General features: G+C 74.7%; 17 protein-coding genes. 8 read left to right on the forward strand and 9 right to left on the reverse strand.

Annotated elements, in window-relative coordinates:
• The first annotated feature begins 143 nt into the window (after positions 1-143).
• Both thpR and ABZ716_RS18415 read left to right on the forward strand, forming a co-directional pair.
• Positions 144-713: an RNA 2',3'-cyclic phosphodiesterase gene (thpR, locus tag ABZ716_RS18410; RefSeq protein ID WP_358960063.1), complete on the forward strand. Its 570-nt coding sequence runs from the start codon at positions 144-146 to the stop codon at positions 711-713.
• A gap of 179 nt (positions 714-892) precedes the next feature.
• Complete coding sequence (locus ABZ716_RS18415) at positions 893-1,663, forward strand: hypothetical protein (RefSeq protein ID WP_358960065.1); 771 nt, start codon at positions 893-895, stop codon at positions 1,661-1,663.
• A 22-nt stretch (positions 1,664-1,685) separates the two neighbouring features.
• Here the strand turns inward: ABZ716_RS18415 and ABZ716_RS18420 are convergent, their stop codons facing one another.
• The 3 genes from ABZ716_RS18420 to ABZ716_RS18430 form a co-directional block, all read right to left on the reverse strand.
• Positions 1,686-2,657, reverse strand: coding sequence for an MmcQ/YjbR family DNA-binding protein (locus ABZ716_RS18420; protein ID WP_358960067.1), 972 nt, complete (start codon positions 2,655-2,657; stop codon positions 1,686-1,688).
• A gap of 190 nt (positions 2,658-2,847) precedes the next feature.
• Positions 2,848-3,846, reverse strand: coding sequence for an aldo/keto reductase (locus tag ABZ716_RS18425; RefSeq protein WP_358814798.1), 999 nt, complete (start codon positions 3,844-3,846; stop codon positions 2,848-2,850).
• 59 nt (positions 3,847-3,905) lie between these two features.
• Entirely contained in the window at positions 3,906-4,613 is a 708-nt protein-coding gene (locus ABZ716_RS18430) for a GDSL-type esterase/lipase family protein (protein ID WP_351892517.1), read from the reverse strand.
• A gap of 107 nt (positions 4,614-4,720) precedes the next feature.
• Between ABZ716_RS18430 and ABZ716_RS18435 the strand changes: the two genes are divergently transcribed.
• Complete coding sequence (locus ABZ716_RS18435; protein WP_358814796.1) at positions 4,721-5,758, forward strand: WD40 repeat domain-containing protein; 1,038 nt, start codon at positions 4,721-4,723, stop codon at positions 5,756-5,758.
• 208 nt (positions 5,759-5,966) lie between these two features.
• Here the strand turns inward: ABZ716_RS18435 and ABZ716_RS18440 are convergent, their stop codons facing one another.
• From ABZ716_RS18440 to ABZ716_RS18450, 3 genes are all read right to left on the reverse strand, one after another.
• On the reverse strand, positions 5,967-7,493 hold the full coding sequence (locus ABZ716_RS18440; protein ID WP_358960070.1) for an SPFH domain-containing protein: 1,527 nt from the start codon (positions 7,491-7,493) through the stop codon (positions 5,967-5,969).
• A gap of 120 nt (positions 7,494-7,613) precedes the next feature.
• Positions 7,614-7,826, reverse strand: coding sequence for a hypothetical protein (locus tag ABZ716_RS18445; protein ID WP_351891106.1), 213 nt, complete (start codon positions 7,824-7,826; stop codon positions 7,614-7,616).
• A 43-nt stretch (positions 7,827-7,869) separates the two neighbouring features.
• On the reverse strand, positions 7,870-8,796 hold the full coding sequence (locus tag ABZ716_RS18450) for a DUF3027 domain-containing protein (RefSeq protein WP_358813141.1): 927 nt from the start codon (positions 8,794-8,796) through the stop codon (positions 7,870-7,872).
• A 365-nt stretch (positions 8,797-9,161) separates the two neighbouring features.
• Here ABZ716_RS18450 and ABZ716_RS18455 point away from each other — a divergent pair, with 365 nt between their 5' ends.
• The 4 genes from ABZ716_RS18455 (at position 9,162) to ABZ716_RS18470 (ending at position 12,777) form a co-directional block, all read left to right on the forward strand.
• Positions 9,162-10,520 (forward strand): MFS transporter, encoded by a 1,359-nt coding sequence (locus ABZ716_RS18455; RefSeq protein WP_358960073.1) that lies wholly within the window; start codon positions 9,162-9,164, stop codon positions 10,518-10,520.
• A gap of 149 nt (positions 10,521-10,669) precedes the next feature.
• Positions 10,670-11,173 (forward strand): DUF2771 domain-containing protein, encoded by a 504-nt coding sequence (locus ABZ716_RS18460; RefSeq protein WP_351891099.1) that lies wholly within the window; start codon positions 10,670-10,672, stop codon positions 11,171-11,173.
• Between the two features lie 16 nt (positions 11,174-11,189).
• Positions 11,190-11,918 (forward strand): futalosine hydrolase, encoded by a 729-nt coding sequence (locus ABZ716_RS18465; RefSeq protein WP_358813139.1) that lies wholly within the window; start codon positions 11,190-11,192, stop codon positions 11,916-11,918.
• Positions 11,902-12,777 carry a 1,4-dihydroxy-6-naphthoate synthase gene (locus ABZ716_RS18470; protein ID WP_358813138.1) on the forward strand — a complete coding sequence of 292 codons (876 nt, stop codon included), beginning with the start codon at positions 11,902-11,904 and terminating at the stop codon, positions 12,775-12,777. Before ABZ716_RS18465 ends, ABZ716_RS18470 begins: the two co-directional genes overlap by 17 nt.
• 84 nt (positions 12,778-12,861) lie before the next feature.
• On the opposite strand, the gene ABZ716_RS18475 is transcribed toward ABZ716_RS18470, so the two are convergent.
• Positions 12,862-13,245: a cold-shock protein gene (locus tag ABZ716_RS18475; RefSeq protein ID WP_351891093.1), complete on the reverse strand. Its 384-nt coding sequence runs from the start codon at positions 13,243-13,245 to the stop codon at positions 12,862-12,864.
• A 177-nt stretch (positions 13,246-13,422) separates the two neighbouring features.
• Between ABZ716_RS18475 and ABZ716_RS18480 the strand changes: the two genes are divergently transcribed.
• The gene (locus tag ABZ716_RS18480) at positions 13,423-13,704 is read left to right on the forward strand and encodes a hypothetical protein (protein ID WP_358960076.1); all 282 of its coding nucleotides are present in this window, start codon (positions 13,423-13,425) and stop codon (positions 13,702-13,704) included.
• A 21-nt stretch (positions 13,705-13,725) separates the two neighbouring features.
• On the opposite strand, the gene ABZ716_RS18485 is transcribed toward ABZ716_RS18480, so the two are convergent.
• Positions 13,726-14,364: an HAD family hydrolase gene (locus ABZ716_RS18485; RefSeq protein ID WP_358813136.1), complete on the reverse strand. Its 639-nt coding sequence runs from the start codon at positions 14,362-14,364 to the stop codon at positions 13,726-13,728.
• Between the two features lie 149 nt (positions 14,365-14,513).
• A complete protein-coding gene (locus ABZ716_RS18490; RefSeq protein WP_358960078.1) occupies positions 14,514-15,497 on the reverse strand; it encodes a hypothetical protein in 984 nt (327 codons plus the stop codon).
• Positions 15,498-15,572 lie beyond the last annotated feature (75 nt).

A 15,572-nucleotide genomic window follows, 5' to 3' on the forward strand; every position in this document is an offset into this window, starting at 1 on the left:
ACAGCCCGGCCTTCCGGTAGCGGGCCATCAGGGCGGCGTAGGAGCCGGCGATGAGGCCGAGGATGACGAGCAGCCCCGCCGGCGATTGAGGCGCGGGCGCGGTAGCGCCGTGCAGGGAGGCGCGCAGTGGATAGCCTCGGGGGATGAGGTTGTTCGCCGCCGTGCTGCCCGGGGCCGATGCCGTCGGCGAGTTGCGGGAGGCCCTCGAGGGGGCGCCCCCCGGCCAGGGGCTGCGCTGGACCGGCGAAGCCGGGTGGCACTTCACGCTCGCCTTCATGGGCGAGGTCGAGGACGACCGCGTCCCCGAGGTGCGGGCCCGCCTCGCTCGCGCGGCCGCGCACACGGCCCCGTTCTCCCTCCGCCTGCACGGCTGCGGCCACTTCGGCCGCCGCGCCCTGTGGATCGGGGCCGCCGGCGGGATCGACGCGCTGCGGCTGCTCGCCGAGCGGGCCGACGCCGCCGCCCGCCGGGCCGGGGTGCCCATGGAGCAGCACCGCCGCTACACCCCGCACCTCACCGTGGCCCGCGCCCGCGGTGAGGGCGTGGACCTGCGGCCCTGGCTCGACGCCCTCTCCGGCTTCGAGGGCACGCCCTGGGAGGCCGGCACGCTCAGCCTCGTCCGCAGCACCCTGCCCGTCTCGGGTGTGCCCGGGGAGCAGCCGCGCTACGAGGTCGTCGGGGAATGGCCCCTGACCGGCCATGAGGGAAAATAATTCACAACCGGACGCAAAGAATCCGCCGAACCCTTGCCGGACCGGCGGCGGACCGGTGTGATGCGCGAGTCCTGTCGCTGAACCGGACCACCGCGCTCCCCCGCGCGGGCCGGTGGACGGCCGGGGGCTGCCGCTGAGCCGGGATCAGCTCCCCTCCCACACCGAGGTCGAACCACACCGTGCGTCAGATATCCCCCGCCGCAGCCCTCCTCGCCGTCGCGGTCCTCCCGCTGGCGCTGACCACCTGCTCCGCCACCCCGGAGGCCGCCCCCAAGGCCGCCCCGAAGTCCGCCCCGACCGCCGCGACGGCCGCCACCCCCGGGGCGCTCACCAGTGCCGCCGCCGGGGCGCCCGCCACCGACGGCCCCAACAAGGGCCTCCTGACCGGTACGGGCCTGGGGCCGGCCCTCGCGCCCGCCTCCTTCTTCCCGGCCGGCTACGCCGTCGAGGTCGAGGGCGAGCGCACCTCCGGCCCCGGCTACCGCAAGCAGGAGGTCGTCGAGACGCCCACCCCCGACTGCACCCTGCTCGGCGGCACGTCCTGGACGAACATCACCGGCATCACCGGCGTCTCGTTCGCGCAGGACGACTACGTCAACAAGAACACCTCCGAGGAGTACGCCCAGGAGATCGACGTCTACCAGGGCGCCACCTCCACCACCGTGCTCGGCGCGCTCGGCATGCTCTCCAAGGTCTGCCCGGCCTTCACCGACGACCAGACCCACGGCAAGGTGACCGTCACCGAGAAGCCCCTGCCCGGTGTCGGCGACGGCGCCTGGGCCATCACCGAGACCAGCCCCGCCTGGCAGGGCGGCACCACCCTGGTGGCCGCCCGCGTGGGCAGCGCGGTGGTGACCGTGCTGGTCAGCAGCAGCACCGACAAGGGCGCGGCGGGCGCCACCAGGCTGACGACCCAGCTGGTGGGCAACCTGAAGGGCAAGTCCTCCTGACCACACCGGCCGCCGGCCGCCCTCAGGACCCCTGATGGGTGATCGTCACGTAGAGGTACTCGTCCAGCAGCTTGGCCAGCGGCAGCCCCGGCCGGCCCAGCTCGGCGGCGAGCTCGGCCTCGTCCAGGCCGCCGCTCTCCGCGAGCGCGGCCCGCGCCCATGAGCGGCCGGTGGTCAGGTGCCGGGCGAAGGCCGCCTCGTCCCGGGCGCCCCACAGGTGCTGGGCGATGGCCGCGTCCCAGGGCATCACCGTCTCCGGACGCAGGGCGAACAGCGCCTTGGCGGCGGCCGTCGGGCCGAGGCTCCGGCGGCCGACGGGCAGCGCGGCCAGCTCCCCGTACGCGGCGGCCAGCCGGGCGATCTCCCGGTCGCCCAGGGCCGCCAGCCGCGCCGCCGGCAGGTCCCCGTGCCGGGACCACCAGCGGGCCAGCCCCTCCCCGAAAAGGTCGGGCTCCCCCTCCCGCGGGTAGCGGATGCGGCAGCCCCAGGCGTTGAGCCAGCGGTGCAGGGCGGCCCGGTGCGCCGCACCCGACAGGTCCAGCCCCGGCGCGGTGTCCGCGCGCAGCGCGAGCCAGCTGCGGTCCACGCCGGGGAAGGCCCCGAACACCTCGGCGGCGGCCCGCAGCCGGGCCAGCCCGGGCGCGGGCGGCACACCGCCCTCCAGGTGCGCGCGGGCCACCTTCGCCGGGACGCACATCCGCCAGGCGTCGGTGACCAGTTCCTCCAGCTCCGCCGGGCCGAGGGCGGCCATCCGCGCCTCCGCCCAGTGGTAGCGCATGTCGCCGGCGCCCGGCAGGAAGAACTTCTCCGGCGCGGCGGCGACGAGCGCGGCCCGCTCCTCCTTGGGGAAGGCGAAGCCGAGCTCGGTCTCGTCCCGGGAGAGGGCGAGGTAGACGATCCGGCCTATCCGGAATTTCACCCGGTCGCGGATGAGGTGTTCCTCGGTGCGCGGCAGCGCGAGCGCGAGGCGCCGTACGTCGTCGACTGTGACCATGACGGAAGTCTCGCAGCCCCTGGCACGGGGGCCGGTGGCCGTCGCGTTAGTCTCGACGGGTGGATCCGAAGACCAGAAACCGTGTCATGGCCGGTGTGCTCGTGCTGATGTTCGTCGTCGTCGCCGTGGCGGCCGCGGTCGGCCAGTAGCCCCACCGCGGCCGCCCACCGGCGCCGCATCCGCCCCGCCTCTACCAGGCGAAAGCCTCCGGCGACGGGCCCGGGCCGGGGAAGACCTCGTCCAGGCCGGCCAGCACCTCGTCCGACAGCTCCAGCTCCACCGCCCGCAGCGCGGAGTCCAGCTGCTCGCGGGTGCGGGGGCCGACGATCGGGCCGGTGACCCCGGGGCGGGTCAACAGCCAGGCCAGGGCCGTCTCACCGGGTTCCAGGCCGTGCTTGTCCAGCAGGTCCTCGTACGCCTGCACCTGCGCCCGTACCGTGCTGTTGGCCAGCGCGTCGGCGGTGCGGCCGGAGGAGCTGCGGCCCGTGCCCCCGCCGGCGGCCTGCTTGCGCAGGGCCCCGCCGAGCAGGCCCCCGTGCAGCGGGGACCAGGGGATGACGCCGAGCCCGTACTCCTGGGCGGCCGGGATGACCTCCATCTCGGCGCGCCGTTCGGCCAGGTTGTAGAGGCACTGCTCGCTGACCAGCCCGAGCCGGCCGGTGCGCGCGGCGGTCTCGTTTGCCTGGGCGATCTTCCAGCCGGGGAAGTTGGAGGAGCCGGCGTAGAGGATCTTGCCCTGCTGGACGAGGACCTCGATGGCCTGCCAGATCTCCTCGAAGGGGGTCTGCCGGTCGACGTGGTGGAACTGGTAGACGTCGATGTGGTCGGTCTGGAGCCGCTTGAGGCTGGCGTCGACGGCGCGGCGGATGTTGAGGGCGGAGAGGCGGTCGTAGTTGGGCCAGGGCTCGCCCTCGGGGGCCATGGAGGCGTAGAGCTTGGTGGCGAGGACGGTCTTGTCGCGGCGGCCGCCGCCCTGGGCGAACCAGGTGCCGATGATCTCCTCGGTGCGGCCCTTGTTCTCGCCCCAGCCGTAGACGTTGGCGGTGTCGAAGAAGTTGATGCCGGCGTCGAGCGCGGCGTCCATGATGGCGTGACTGGTGGGTTCGTCGGTCTGCGGACCGAAGTTCATCGTGCCGAGTACGAGTCGGCTGACCTTGAGTCCGGTGCGTCCGAGCTGCGTGTACTTCATGGGGCCCAAGCCAACTGCCTGGAGTGCGCTCGAAGCAAGTCCCCCGCGCGCGTGTGGCGTTACGCGTCGAGAAGCCGGGCCGCCGCCGGACGGTAGGGGCCGCCGATGCCCCACGCCTGGTGGAGGACGGCCGCGAACTCGCCGGCCAGGCGGTGTTCGCCGGAGGCGTTGGGGTGGGTGCCGTCGTAGGTGTCGCGGTGGATGTCGTACGCCTCCGGGCGCGCGGCCAGCAGGATCGGCGAGGCGGCGTCGGCGAGGTCGGCGACGGCCTTCGCGAGCAGCTCGTTGAAGCGGACGACCTCCGCCGCGAACGGGGCGTCCCCCTCGGCCCGGACGTTGGGTATGACGGGCAGCAGCACCATCCGGATCCCGGGGCGGGCCGCGCGGGCGGCCGCGACGAAGGCGCGGGCGTTGGCGGCGGTCTGCCCGGCGTCGGTGTAGAAGCCGAGGTCGATCAGGCCGAGGGAGACGAGCAGCACGTCGGCCCGGGCCTCGCGGACGGCGGGCCCGATGAGCGGGGCCATGTGCTGCCAGCCCTCGCCCCAGCCGGCCAGGTGGCGGCGGGCGGGCTCCGGGAAGCGGGGGTCGGCGTAGGCGTGGCTGACGGGGGCGTCGGCGGCACTGTCGTAGAGCGCGGTGCGCGGGCCGGTGATCTCGAAGGAGCCCTCGCCCAGGGTGGCGGCGAGGTGCTGCCACATCCGGTAGCGCCAGGTGAAGTCGCCGGCGCGTCCGATGGTCATGGAGTCGCCGACGAACATGAAACGCATCCGGTCATCATCGCGGATCATGCGGCGCGAGCCCCTGTGATGCCGGACACGCCGTGGCCCGGACGGGGCGCGGCGCCTGACCGGCCCGGTCCTGGCAGGCTGGGGGGATGCGCCTGCCGACCGTGCCGATGACCGCCGTTCCCGCCGCTCTCGCCCTGGGTCTGCTGCTGCCGGGCGCCGCCGCGGCCAACGGCGCCGCCCCGGCCCCCAGCGGTCCGGCCGCGACCGCGCCCGGGTTCACGATCAGCGACCCGCGGATCACGGAGTCCAGCGGGCTGGCCGCGAGCCGGATCCACCCGGGCGTGTACTGGACGCACAACGACAGCGACGACGGCCCGTACGTCTACGCGGTGGACTCGGCGACGGGGAAGACGGTCGCCCGGATCACCCTGGCGGGCGTCGGCACCCCGCGCGACGCGGAGGCGATCTCGCTGGGCCCGGACGGGAACCTCTACGTCGGGGACATCGGCGACAACCGGGACGGCACCTGGGACCACGTGTGGATCTACCGCTTCCCCGAACCGAAGGAGCTGCGCGACGCCACCGTCACGGCCGAGCAGTTCACGGTGGTCTACGAGGACGGGCCGCGCAACGCGGAGTCGCTGATGGTGCATCCGGTGACCGGCCGGGTGTACATCGCGAGCAAGAACGAGAAGGGCGGCGGCCTGTACGAGGGCCCGGAGAAGCTGTCGGCGGACGGCCGCAACGTCTTCCGGCGGGTCGCGGAGGTGCCGTGGGTGACGGACGGGGCGTTCTCCCCCGACGGCACCCGGCTGACGCTGCGCGGCTACTTCACGGCGCGGACGTACCCGTGGAAGGACGGGCGGCCGCAGGGGGAGGGCGAGCGGGTGGACGCGCCCTGGCAGGGGCAGGCGGAGTCGGTGACGTACTCCCCGGACGGGCGGACGCTGCTGTTCGGCGCGGAGGGCGCGGCCAGCCGCGTGGTGGCCGTCCCGGTGGCCCCGGCCACCACCCCGGCCCCCTCCGGCACGGCCGGTGCGCAGCGGCCCCCGGCGGCCGGGGCGGAGGGCGACCCGGCGGGGGCGGGGGGCGGCAGTTTCACCAAGGGCGCCCTGGTCCTCGCGGGCGCCACGGCGCTGGCCTTCGCGGCAAAACGCCTCTTCCGCCGCCGCCCCAAGAACTGACCCCCGCCGCCCAGGCGAAGCGGCGCCGCACGCGCGACGCCGCGCCCCACCCGCCGAAGCCGCTCGGCACACGCGAAGCGGCACCCCGCACGTGAAACCACCCGGCACACGCGAAGCCCCGCCGCCCAGGCGGAGCGGCGCCGCACCTGCGAAGCCGCGCGGTGCGCGCGGGGGTGAGGGCCCCCGCGCCCACCGCTGCCGGCGTCGGTCAGGATCCGTCCGCGTCGACCGGGATCCGCTTCGGGGCGGGGTCCCGGCCGTTCAGCGGGGGGCCGGCCGGGGCCGGGTCCTGCCCCGCACCCTTCGGCTGGGCGCCCATCGACGCGAGCAGCTGCCGGGCCACGCCCAGCCCCGTACCGCCCATCGTCAGGGCCTTGGCGAACATCTCCGACATCCCCTCGGCCCCGTTGAGCAGAACCATGTGCTCCACGTTGCCGAAGGCCCCCGCGCCCGCCTGGACGATCGCCGGCCAGTTCTCGGCGAGCTGCTGGGCGACGACCGCCTCCTGGTTCTCGGCGAGCGCCGCGGCCCGCGCCTTGATCGCCTCGGCCTCGGCCAGCCCCTTCGCCTTGGCCGCCTCCGCCTGCGCGAGGCCGTTCGCCCGCGCCGACTCGGCCGCCGCGAGGCCCTTGGCCTGGGTGGCCGCCGCCTCCGCCTCGCCGCTGACCCGGGTGGCGGTGGCCGCCGCGTGCCCGCGCGCCTCGGTGGCCTGGGCCTCGGCGGCCGCGGCCGCCTTGACCCGGGTCGCCTCGGCGGCCGCCGCCAGCTCGGTCTCCCGCGCCTTGGCCTGGGCTGCCGAGATACGGGCGTCGCGCTCCGCCTCGGCGAGGGTCCTCGTCTGGTACGCCGCCGCGTCCGCGGGCTTGCGCACGTCCGCCTGCAGCTGCTGCTCGCGGCGGTGCGCCTCCAGTTCCGCGACCCGGGTCTCCTGGACGACGACCTCCTGGCGGGCGGCCGCCTCCGAGAGCGGGCCGGCCTGCCGGGCGGTGGCCGCGGCCTTGTCCCGTTCGGCCTGGTAGCCGGCCTGGAGGATCTCGCTGTCGCGGGTGGCCTCGGCCATCCGGGCGAGGGCCGTCTGCTCCGCCTCGGTCGCCAGCCGGTTGGCCTCCGCCTGCGCGATACGGGCGTCGCGCTGGACGGCGGCCGCGTGCGGCATGGCGAGGTTCTTGATGTACCCGGTCGGGTCCTCGATCTCGTGGATCTGCAGGGAGTCCACGATCAGCCCGAGCTTCTCCATCTCGGTTCCGCAGGCCGCCCGGGTCTGGCCCGTCAGCTTCTCCCGGTCGCGGATCATGTCCTCGACCGTCAGCCCGCCGACGATGGACCGCAGATGGCCGGCGAAGACGATGTGCACGCGTTCGGGCATCATCTTCTGCTGGTCGAGGAAGCGGCGCGCGGCATTGGCGATGGACACGTAGTCGTCGCCGATCTTGAAGATGACCACGCCCTTGACCCGGAGCGGAATGCCCTGGTGGGTCACGCAGTCCACGTTCAGCTGCGTCTCGTTGAGGTCCAGCGACAGCTTGCGCACCGCCTGCACACCGGGCACGACGAGCGTGCCGCGGCCGGTGACGATCCGGAAGCCCATGCCCTCGCCGATGCCCTCGGTCTTGTGCGTGGAGCCGGAGATGACGAGCGCCTCGTTCGGTTCGGCCACCCGCCACATGAGCTTGAACAGGCCGATCAAGGCCGCGATGGCGGCGAGAACGACTCCCGCCACGACGCCGACAGCCATTTACAACGCCCCCTTAGCGCGGTGCCGTTCGGCACCGACGGGGGTGAGTGTGCGCCTGCGCGGGGCCGGTGGAGAAGTGGCCGGAACGTTCTTGTCGCCATCTTGATACGCGGGCGGCCCTCAGCCCTCGTAGACGGCCATCACGTAGACGGTCCGCGGCGGCTGGTACTCCACGACGGTGACCACCGCCCCGACGCCGATCCGGGCGCTCTCACCGGGCGCGGGGTGGGCGAGGAAGTGCTCCGCGCCGCCGCGGATGCGCACGATGACCTCCCCGACGAGCCCCGGCCCCACGGTCCCCGTCACGCGCCCGGTCATCCCCACCATGTCCATGCCCCGAGCGTACGGCGGCGTGGCCGCCCGGGGCGGGCGGCCGTCAGGAGTGGCCGAGGTCCTCCGGCGGCAGGTCCCGCGACGGGACCGGGCCGGCGGCGCCGGCGGCGGGCCGCAGGGGGAACTCGTCGATGGCCATGGAGTCCAGCACCGGCTCCGCCGGCCTCGGCGGCTTCGGCATCACCGCCGCCTCGGAGTGCCCGCCGCAGCCGTACGACAGCGACACCAGGTGCCCGTCGGCCGGCCCGAACTCGTTCGCGCACACACCGAACGCCTGCCCCAGCGAGCCGCCGATCGCCACCAGGAAGCCGCAGGACACGCAGGAGGCCGGCGCCGCCTGCGCCATCGGGGTCTTCGCCCCGAACGCCTCGTCCCAGCGGTCGGCGGCCGTGTGCAGCCCGTACCGGGACAGCACCCGGGCCCGGCGCATCCCGAGCTCTTCCGCCACGGAGGTGATCGACCCGCGCTCGGGGACGACCACCCGGTCGGTGACGTCGGCGTCCTCGGCCTCCACCAGCTCGGCCATCTCCGCCGACACCAGCGAGTTCGGCGGCGGCGCGTCCTCGCCGGTGTACCCGGGCTCCAGCCGCAGGTCCTCCGCGTCCGTGGGGAGCAGGTCGCCCGGACCCATGTCCCCCGGACGCAGCCGCTCGCTCCACGGCACCCACTCCGGCGCGAGCAGCGCGTCGTCGCCCGGCAGCAGCACCGTTTCGTCGAGGGTGACGTTCTTGGCGCGGGCGGCGCGGGTGACGGTGACGGCCCAGCGCCAGCCCCGGTAGCCCGCTTCCTTGCACTCGAAGAGATGCGTGACAACCCGGTCGCCCTCCGCTACGACGGAGACGTGCTCGCCCACCATGCCGGGGTAGGCGGCCTCCTCGGCCGCCGCGCGGGCGAGCTCCACGGCCTCGGCGCACAGGCGGTCGGGGGCGGGTGTACGCGGGGTACGGCTTCGCGTCGTCGCAGCACTCACAGGTCTCGTTCTCTCCTACGCCGTCTCACGAGTGCGCCGTCCGTCCTGTCGTCCACAACGACCCGTCGGTCTCGTCCGTACGTAGCGCGGGCGGAGCGGACCAGTGGGCCGCGTCGACGTCCGCGCCCGATCGGCCTCGGGCGCACCCCATGAGATCCATTCTGCGGGATCGCGAAGAGGCGCGCGGCCAAGAGCAACCGCCGGTGGCGCGCTACGCACGCTACCTCCTCCGAGCGCTCCGTCCCACATGCGAGGTCCGATTCGCGGACATCGGCGACCCCCGGGCGCACACCCGGACGGCTCCCGGACGGCCCCGTGCCGCGCCGGGGGCGGTCCCGGCGGACGGTCTGGGGCACTATGGCCGGGTGGCTCCCGCACGGTCGTCCGCAGACGGCTCGGGACCGGCCAGGCGGGCCGGCCGGGCTGTCGGGCGTGCCCTGCACCTCCCGTTCACCGGTACGGCGCGCGGCATCCGGCGCGTCACGCACGCCCACGGGGCCGGCGAATCGGGGCTGGGCCGGCTGATCGAACTGCACGCGATCAACGGCGCGGGCGATGTCATGATCACGGTCGCGCTGGCCTCCACCGTCTTCTTCTCCGTTCCCACGGACGAGGCACGCGGACGGGTGGCCCTGTACCTGGCCATCACCATGGCCCCCTTCACCCTGCTGGCCCCCGTGATCGGCCCCCTGCTGGACCGGCTGCCGCACGGGCGGCGGGCGGCGATGGCGGGCGCCATGCTGACGCGGGCGCTGCTCGCGGTGCTGATGTCGGGCGCGGTGGCGACGGGTGGACTGGAGCTGTACCCGGCGGCCCTGGGCGTCCTGGTCGCCTCCAAGGCGTACGGAGTCGTCCGCAGCGCGGTGGTCCCGCGCCTCCTGCCGCCGGGCTTCTCCCTCGTCAAGGCGAACTCCCGGGTCACGCTGGCGGGCCTGCTCGCGACGGGGGCGGCGGCGCCGGTGGGGGCCGCACTGCACCTGCTGGGGCCGCCCTGGCCGCTGTACGGGGCCTGCGCGATCTTCGTGTGGGGAACGTTCGCGGCGTTCCAGCTCCCGCACAAGGTGGACGAGGCCAAGGGCGAGCGCCGGGCACGCCTGTCCACCCACGAGGCGCACTCGAAAAGGCCCGGGCTGCGGACGGTGAGCCGTCCGGTGCTGTGCGGGCTGCTGGCGAACGCGGCGATGCGGGTGCTGTCCGGGTTCCTGATCTTCTTCCTGGCGTTCCTGCTGCGCGAGCACCCGCTGGGCGGCCAGAGCGCGGCGGTGTCCCTGGGCATCGTGGGCGCTTCGGCGGGCGTGGGCAACGCGTGCGGGACGGCGGTGGGGGCGTGGCTGCGCGACCGCGCCCCGGAGGCCATCGTGGCCTCGGTGCTGTCCGTCACCCTGGGGGTGACGATCCTGTCGGCGCTGCTGTTCAGCGGCCCGTTCACGGCCGTCCTGGCCGGCACGGCCGGTTTCTGCCAGGCGCTGGCGAAGCTGTCCCTGGACGCGATGATCCAGCGCGACGTCCCGGAGGCCGTCCGCACCTCGGCCTTCGCCCGTTCGGAGACCCTCCTCCAGATGGCGTGGGTCGTGGGCGGCGGCATCGGCATCGCCCTTCCGCTGAACGGCGCGCTCGGCATGGCGGTGGCCTCCGCCGTCGTCGCCCTGGGCACGGCCGCCGCCGTGCGGGGCCTGCTCACCACCCGCCACCACCGCGGCTCCGCCCGCCCCCGGGTGGCGTGACGGGCCCCTCCTCAGTCCCTTCTCCGCCCCTCCTCCGCCCCTTTCCCGTCCCCTTCCCGCACGTCCCGCGCACCCGCCGGACGCGGGGGCGCGCCGCCGTGGCACCCCCGTGCGGCGGCGCGGCCCGGCGGCCCGATAGCCTTCGGCTCATGACCGCACCGCTTTTCCCGGGTAGGGCCCGCCGCAGCGTCGCGGCCCTCGGAGCCGTGTCCGCCGGCCTCCTCCTCCTGTCCGCCTGCGACAAGCCGACGCCGCTCGCGACCGTGACCGTCGGCAGCTCGTCGGTGTCCGCCGAGTCCGAGTGCCGCGCCGACAACGGCGACAACGGCAAGGAGCTCTCCATGGACAAGGTCCAGGAGTGCCTCACCGGCCGCAAGGACGCCAAGACCATCGAGTACGGCCGTGGTGACACGCTGCGCCTCGGTGTCGAGCCGAAGGTCGTCGAGGACGGCAAGAAGTGGCAGGCGGTCCTCGACGGGCAGCCGATCACCGAGCCCTCCGCGAACACCTACCGCAGCTTCGCGGGCGCCGACGTCTTCGCGACCGGCGGCCAGGGCGAGGCGCCCCAGTCGAAGATGCTGAGCTTCGTCCAGGTCGGTGAGGACGGCAAGCCCCTCGCCGTCTGGTCGTTCAAGCTCAAGCTCAAGAAGTAAGCGGCGGCGGCGCAGCGTGCGCGCGCTGATCGTGACCGCGGTGGCCGCGGAGGCCGACTCCGCGGCCGCCGGGCTCACCCCTCATCCGGACCCGGTCACGCCTGAGCCGCGCACCCTGCCCGGGGGGTACCTCATCACCCGCCGGGACCTGCCCGGTCTCGCCGCCGACGTGCTCGTCGGCGGTGTCGGCCCGGCGTCCGCCGCGGCCGCCACGGCCACCGCGCTCGCACTGGCCGACTACGCGCTCGTCGTCTCCGCCGGCATCGGCGGCGGGTTCGCCCCCGCCGCCCCGCCCGGCTCGCTCGTGGTCGCCGACGCCCTCGTCGCCGCCGACCTGGGGGCCGAGACCCCCGAGGGCTTCCTGCCCGTGCAGGAGCTCGGCTTCGGCCGCAGCGTGCACCTGCCGCCCGCCGACCTGGCCGCGCTGGCCGCGGAGGCCACCGGGGCGCTGCTGGCGCCCGTCCTCACCGTCTCCACCGTCACCGGCAGCGCCGCCCGCGCCGCCGAGCTCACCGCCCGCCACCCGCTCGCCGGGGCCGAGGCGATGGAGGGCTTCGGGGTGGCGGAGGCGGCCGCCGCGCACGGGCTGCCGGTGCTGGAGATCCGCGCCGTGTCCAACGCCGTCGGGCCGCGCGACCGGGCCGCCTGGAGGATCGGGGAGGCGCTGGCCGCCCTCACCGAAGGGTTCCGCGCGCTGGGACCCGTACTCGTCACCTGGGGAGAACGCCATGACCGCGACCGCTGACCGGACGCCCACCCCCCTGCGCACCCTGGACATCGCCTACTCGCCCTGCCCGAACGACACCTTCGTCTTCGACGCGTGGGCGCACGGCCGCGTCCCGGACGCGCCCGCCCTCCGGGTGACCTTCGCCGACATCGACGTCACCAACGGCATGGCCGAGCGGGGCGAACTGGACGTGCTGAAGGTCTCCTACGCCGTGCTGCCGTGGGTGCTGGAGGAGTACGCGCTGCTGCCCTGCGGCGGCGCGCTGGGGCGCGGCTGCGGCCCGCTGGTGCTGACCCGGGAGCCGGGCCTGGACCTGGCCGGGAAGACGGTCGCGGTGCCGAGCGAGCGCTCCACGGCCTACCTGCTGTTCCGGCTGTGGGCGGCGGACGTGCTGCCCTCGGGGGTCGGTGAGGTCGTCGTCCTGCCGTTCCACGAGATCATGCCGGCGGTGCGGGACGGCCGGGTGGACGCGGGGCTGGTCATCCACGAGGCCCGGTTCACCTATCAGGAGTACGGGCTGCACTGTCTGGCCGACATGGGCGAGCACTGGGAGTCCACCACCGGCCTGCCCATCCCGCTCGGCGCGATCATCGCCAAGCGCTCGCTGGGCGCGCAGACGCTGCGGGCGCTGGCGCAGGCGGCGCGTACGTCGGTGCGGATGGCCTGGGAGGACCCCGAGGCGTCCCGGCCCTACGTACGGGCGCACGCGCAGGAGCTGGACCCGAAGGTGGCGGACCAGCACATCGGGCTGTACGTCAACGAGTTCACCGCCGACCTGGGCGAAGCCGGCTACGCGGCCGTGCGCGGGCTGCTGACCCGGGCGGCGGCCGAAGGGCTGGTTCCGGCCATCGGCCCGGACGCGCTGAGCTTCCCGTAAGGCGTGGCCGACGCCTGGCCGCACGCACCGGTGCCCCGCCGCCCGGAAGGGCGACGGGGCACCGGTGTACGCGAGAGCGAACGGTCAGACGTCGAGCTGGTCGGCCACCGCGCGCAGCAGGCCGGCGATCTTCGCGCCGTGCGCCCGGTCGGGGTAGCGGCCGCGCTCCAGCATCGGGGTGATGTTCTCCAGCAGGGTCGTCAGGTCCTGCACGATCGAGGCGAGCTCATCGGGCTTGCGCCGCTGTGCGGCCGCCACCGAGGGCGTCGGCTCCAGGACGACCACCGAAAGTGCCTGGTCACCGCGCTGTCCCGCGACAACGCCGAACTCGACGCGCTGCCCGGGCTTGAGGGCGTCGACCCCATCGGGGAGCACCGACGAGTGCACGAAGACGTCTCCGCCGTCGTCACGGGAGAGAAAGCCGAAGCCCTTCTCGCTGTTGAACCACTTGACCTTGCCGGTAGGCACGTCCGTCCTCTGTCCTTGTGCTCGTCGGGTCCGGTTTGCCGAGGTGAACGGCTCCGGATAGCAGTACAGCGGGTCCAGCGACCCGCCTCCTCCAGGCTAATGGTCCTGATACGGGTGGCAAGACGTTCCCCGGTCCTTCCCGCTCGGCCGCTTCGGCCAGGGAACTACCCTGGTGGGGTGACTGTTACTCCTCACCCCGACGACGCACGGCCCGGCGACGGGCTGGTCAAGGCCGGCGGCATCGTGTTCATCGTCGGCGCCGTGGCGACGCTCGTGACGATGGCCCCGCTGTTCCTGGGCACCGACCCGTTCCCGTCCTACGCGTGGGCGGTGTGCATGCTCATGGGCGTCGGCTTCGCGATCTCGGCGGCGGGCGTGGTCCGCTCGGCGGCGGCCCAGCGCCGGGCGGCCCGGGCTTCCCAGGCCCAGGCCCACCAGGCCCAGGCCCCGGCCGCCTGACGCCGAAGACCCCGGCGGGGCTCAGGCCGCGCCGAGGGTGCGGACGAACTCCGCGAGCCACTGCGGCAGCGCCGTGAGGTCGTCCAGCACCACGTCCGCGCCGGCCTCGCGCAGTTCGGGCGCCGCGCACGGGCCGGTGGCCACCGCCACGGACAGGGCGCCCGCCTTCCGGGCGCCGCGCACATCGCCGACGTGGTCGCCGACGTACACCTGCGCGCCGTACTCGCGCAGCGCCTCCGCCTTGCCCTCGGCCCAGAGCCAGCCGATGACGGCGTCGGCCTCTATCCCGAGGTGGTCGAGGTGCTGGCGGGCGTTGGGCTCGTTCTTCGCCGTGACCACGATGGCCCGGCCGCCGAGCGCCTGGACCGCCTTGACCGCCTCACGGGCACCGGCCATCGCCGGCGTCCGCTCGATGGCGTGGGCGGGGTACAGCTCGCGGTAGAGGTCCCGCATCGCGGGGATCTCCTCCTCGGGGAACCAGTGGGCGAGTTCCTGCTCCAGCGGCGGGCCGAGGCGCGTGATCGCCAGGTCGGCGTCGATGAACGCCCCGGTCTTGGCGGAGACCGCCTGCCACGCCGCCTTGATGCCGGGGCGGGAGTCGATGAGCGTCATGTCGAGGTCGAAGCCGACGGTGAGCTGAGGAGCGATGTGGGAGGTCATAGCGCCATTGTGCCGAGACTCCAGCGGACTGCGGGAAGCTAAGCGGAGGTTGGCTTATCGGATAACGGTATTTGGCGAGATGTCAGCTGTTGCCCCATTTTGCGCTACCCGTATGCCTTTTGCCCGGACCTACACGAGCCCCCGGGTTTCTACGGCCGCCGGCTGCGCCACGCCAGACACACCGCCAGCACCCCGCCCGCCGTACGGGCCAGCGCGGGCCACATCGACTGGAAGGCCGGCCCCACCTGCTCGGCCGGCAGGGGCTCGCCCCAGCGGCCCGTGCTGCGGCCCCACAGCCACAGCACCGCCGCCGTGAACACCGCGGCGGGCACCCCGAGCACCACCCACTTGCGCTCCCTCGGCCCCAGCGCCCGGGACACGTACGCCGCCAGGGCGCCCGCCCCCAGCAGCGGCCAGTACCCCGTCAGCGCCCCCGCGGCGAGCAGGAGCGCCGCCAGGACGAGCAGCCCGTGCGGGCGGGGCCGTGCCGCGCGCACGGGCTGCCCCTGCGCGGGGTCGCCTGCCGCCGCCTCCTCCTTGCGCCGCTTCCGCCGCTGCCTGAGGTGGCGCAGCAGGCCGCCCGGGGGAGCCGGGGGCGGTGCGGCGGCCGGGGGTTCCTCCTCCTCGTCGGGCGGGCCGAACAGCTCCGGGATCTCGATACCGCCCGCGAACCCCTCCACCTGCGGCCCGCGCCCGGCGGCCGGCATCCGCCACCAGTCGGGCTCGCCGTGGTCCGAGGAGGACGGGCCGAGCTCGTCCAGCCCGGCCAGGTGCGGCGGCACGTTCTGCGGCTGCGGCGGCGGAGCCGGATCGGGCCGCGAGCCCGCCCGCCAGCGCCGGCTGCCGCGCTGCTCCGGCACGGAGACGGGCGCCGGACCGGGGGCCGCGGCGGCCTCCGGCCCCGCCGTGCGGCCCACCGCGTCCAGCACCTCCTCCGGCGTGCCGAGCCGGTCCAGCACGGCCCGTACCGCCTCCGGCGTCTCCGGCTCGAAGCGGGCGCGCCGGCGGTCGATCTCGTCGCGCAGCCCCGCCACCAGACGCATCCGCTCCCCCGACGGCAGCTGCCGCTGCTGCGCCAGGTCCCCGACACGGCTCAGATACGCGTAGACCAGATGGTCGCTCTCGATCCCCACGCCCCCGAAGGTAGCGCGTGCGGGCGTGGAGCGGCCCTCGGCGCAGCGGATACCGTTGCCCGGATGGGGACCGGC

The organism is Streptomyces sp. NPDC006687 (assembly GCF_040636215.1).
Classification (GTDB): Bacteria; Actinomycetota; Actinomycetes; order Streptomycetales; family Streptomycetaceae; genus Streptomyces.

Bases quoted from the DNA above. Each gene is read 5' to 3' on its own strand.
- ABZ716_RS18420 (WP_358960067.1), bottom strand. From the start codon at position 2,657: ATGGTCACAGTCGACGACGTACGGCGCCTCGCGCTCGCGCTGCCGCGC.
- ABZ716_RS18430 (WP_351892517.1), bottom strand. From the start codon at position 4,613: ATGCGTTTCATGTTCGTCGGCGACTCCATGACCATCGGACGCGCCGGC.
- ABZ716_RS18460 (WP_351891099.1), top strand. From the start codon at position 10,670: ATGACCGCACCGCTTTTCCCGGGTAGGGCCCGCCGCAGCGTCGCGGCC.
- thpR (WP_358960063.1), top strand. From the start codon at position 144: ATGAGGTTGTTCGCCGCCGTGCTGCCCGGGGCCGATGCCGTCGGCGAG.
- ABZ716_RS18435 (WP_358814796.1), top strand. From the start codon at position 4,721: ATGCGCCTGCCGACCGTGCCGATGACCGCCGTTCCCGCCGCTCTCGCC.
- ABZ716_RS18485 (WP_358813136.1), bottom strand. From the start codon at position 14,364: ATGACCTCCCACATCGCTCCTCAGCTCACCGTCGGCTTCGACCTCGAC.
- ABZ716_RS18425 (WP_358814798.1), bottom strand. From the start codon at position 3,846: ATGAAGTACACGCAGCTCGGACGCACCGGACTCAAGGTCAGCCGACTC.
- ABZ716_RS18440 (WP_358960070.1), bottom strand. From the start codon at position 7,493: ATGGCTGTCGGCGTCGTGGCGGGAGTCGTTCTCGCCGCCATCGCGGCC.
- ABZ716_RS18445 (WP_351891106.1), bottom strand. From the start codon at position 7,826: ATGGACATGGTGGGGATGACCGGGCGCGTGACGGGGACCGTGGGGCCG.
- ABZ716_RS18470 (WP_358813138.1), top strand. From the start codon at position 11,902: ATGACCGCGACCGCTGACCGGACGCCCACCCCCCTGCGCACCCTGGAC.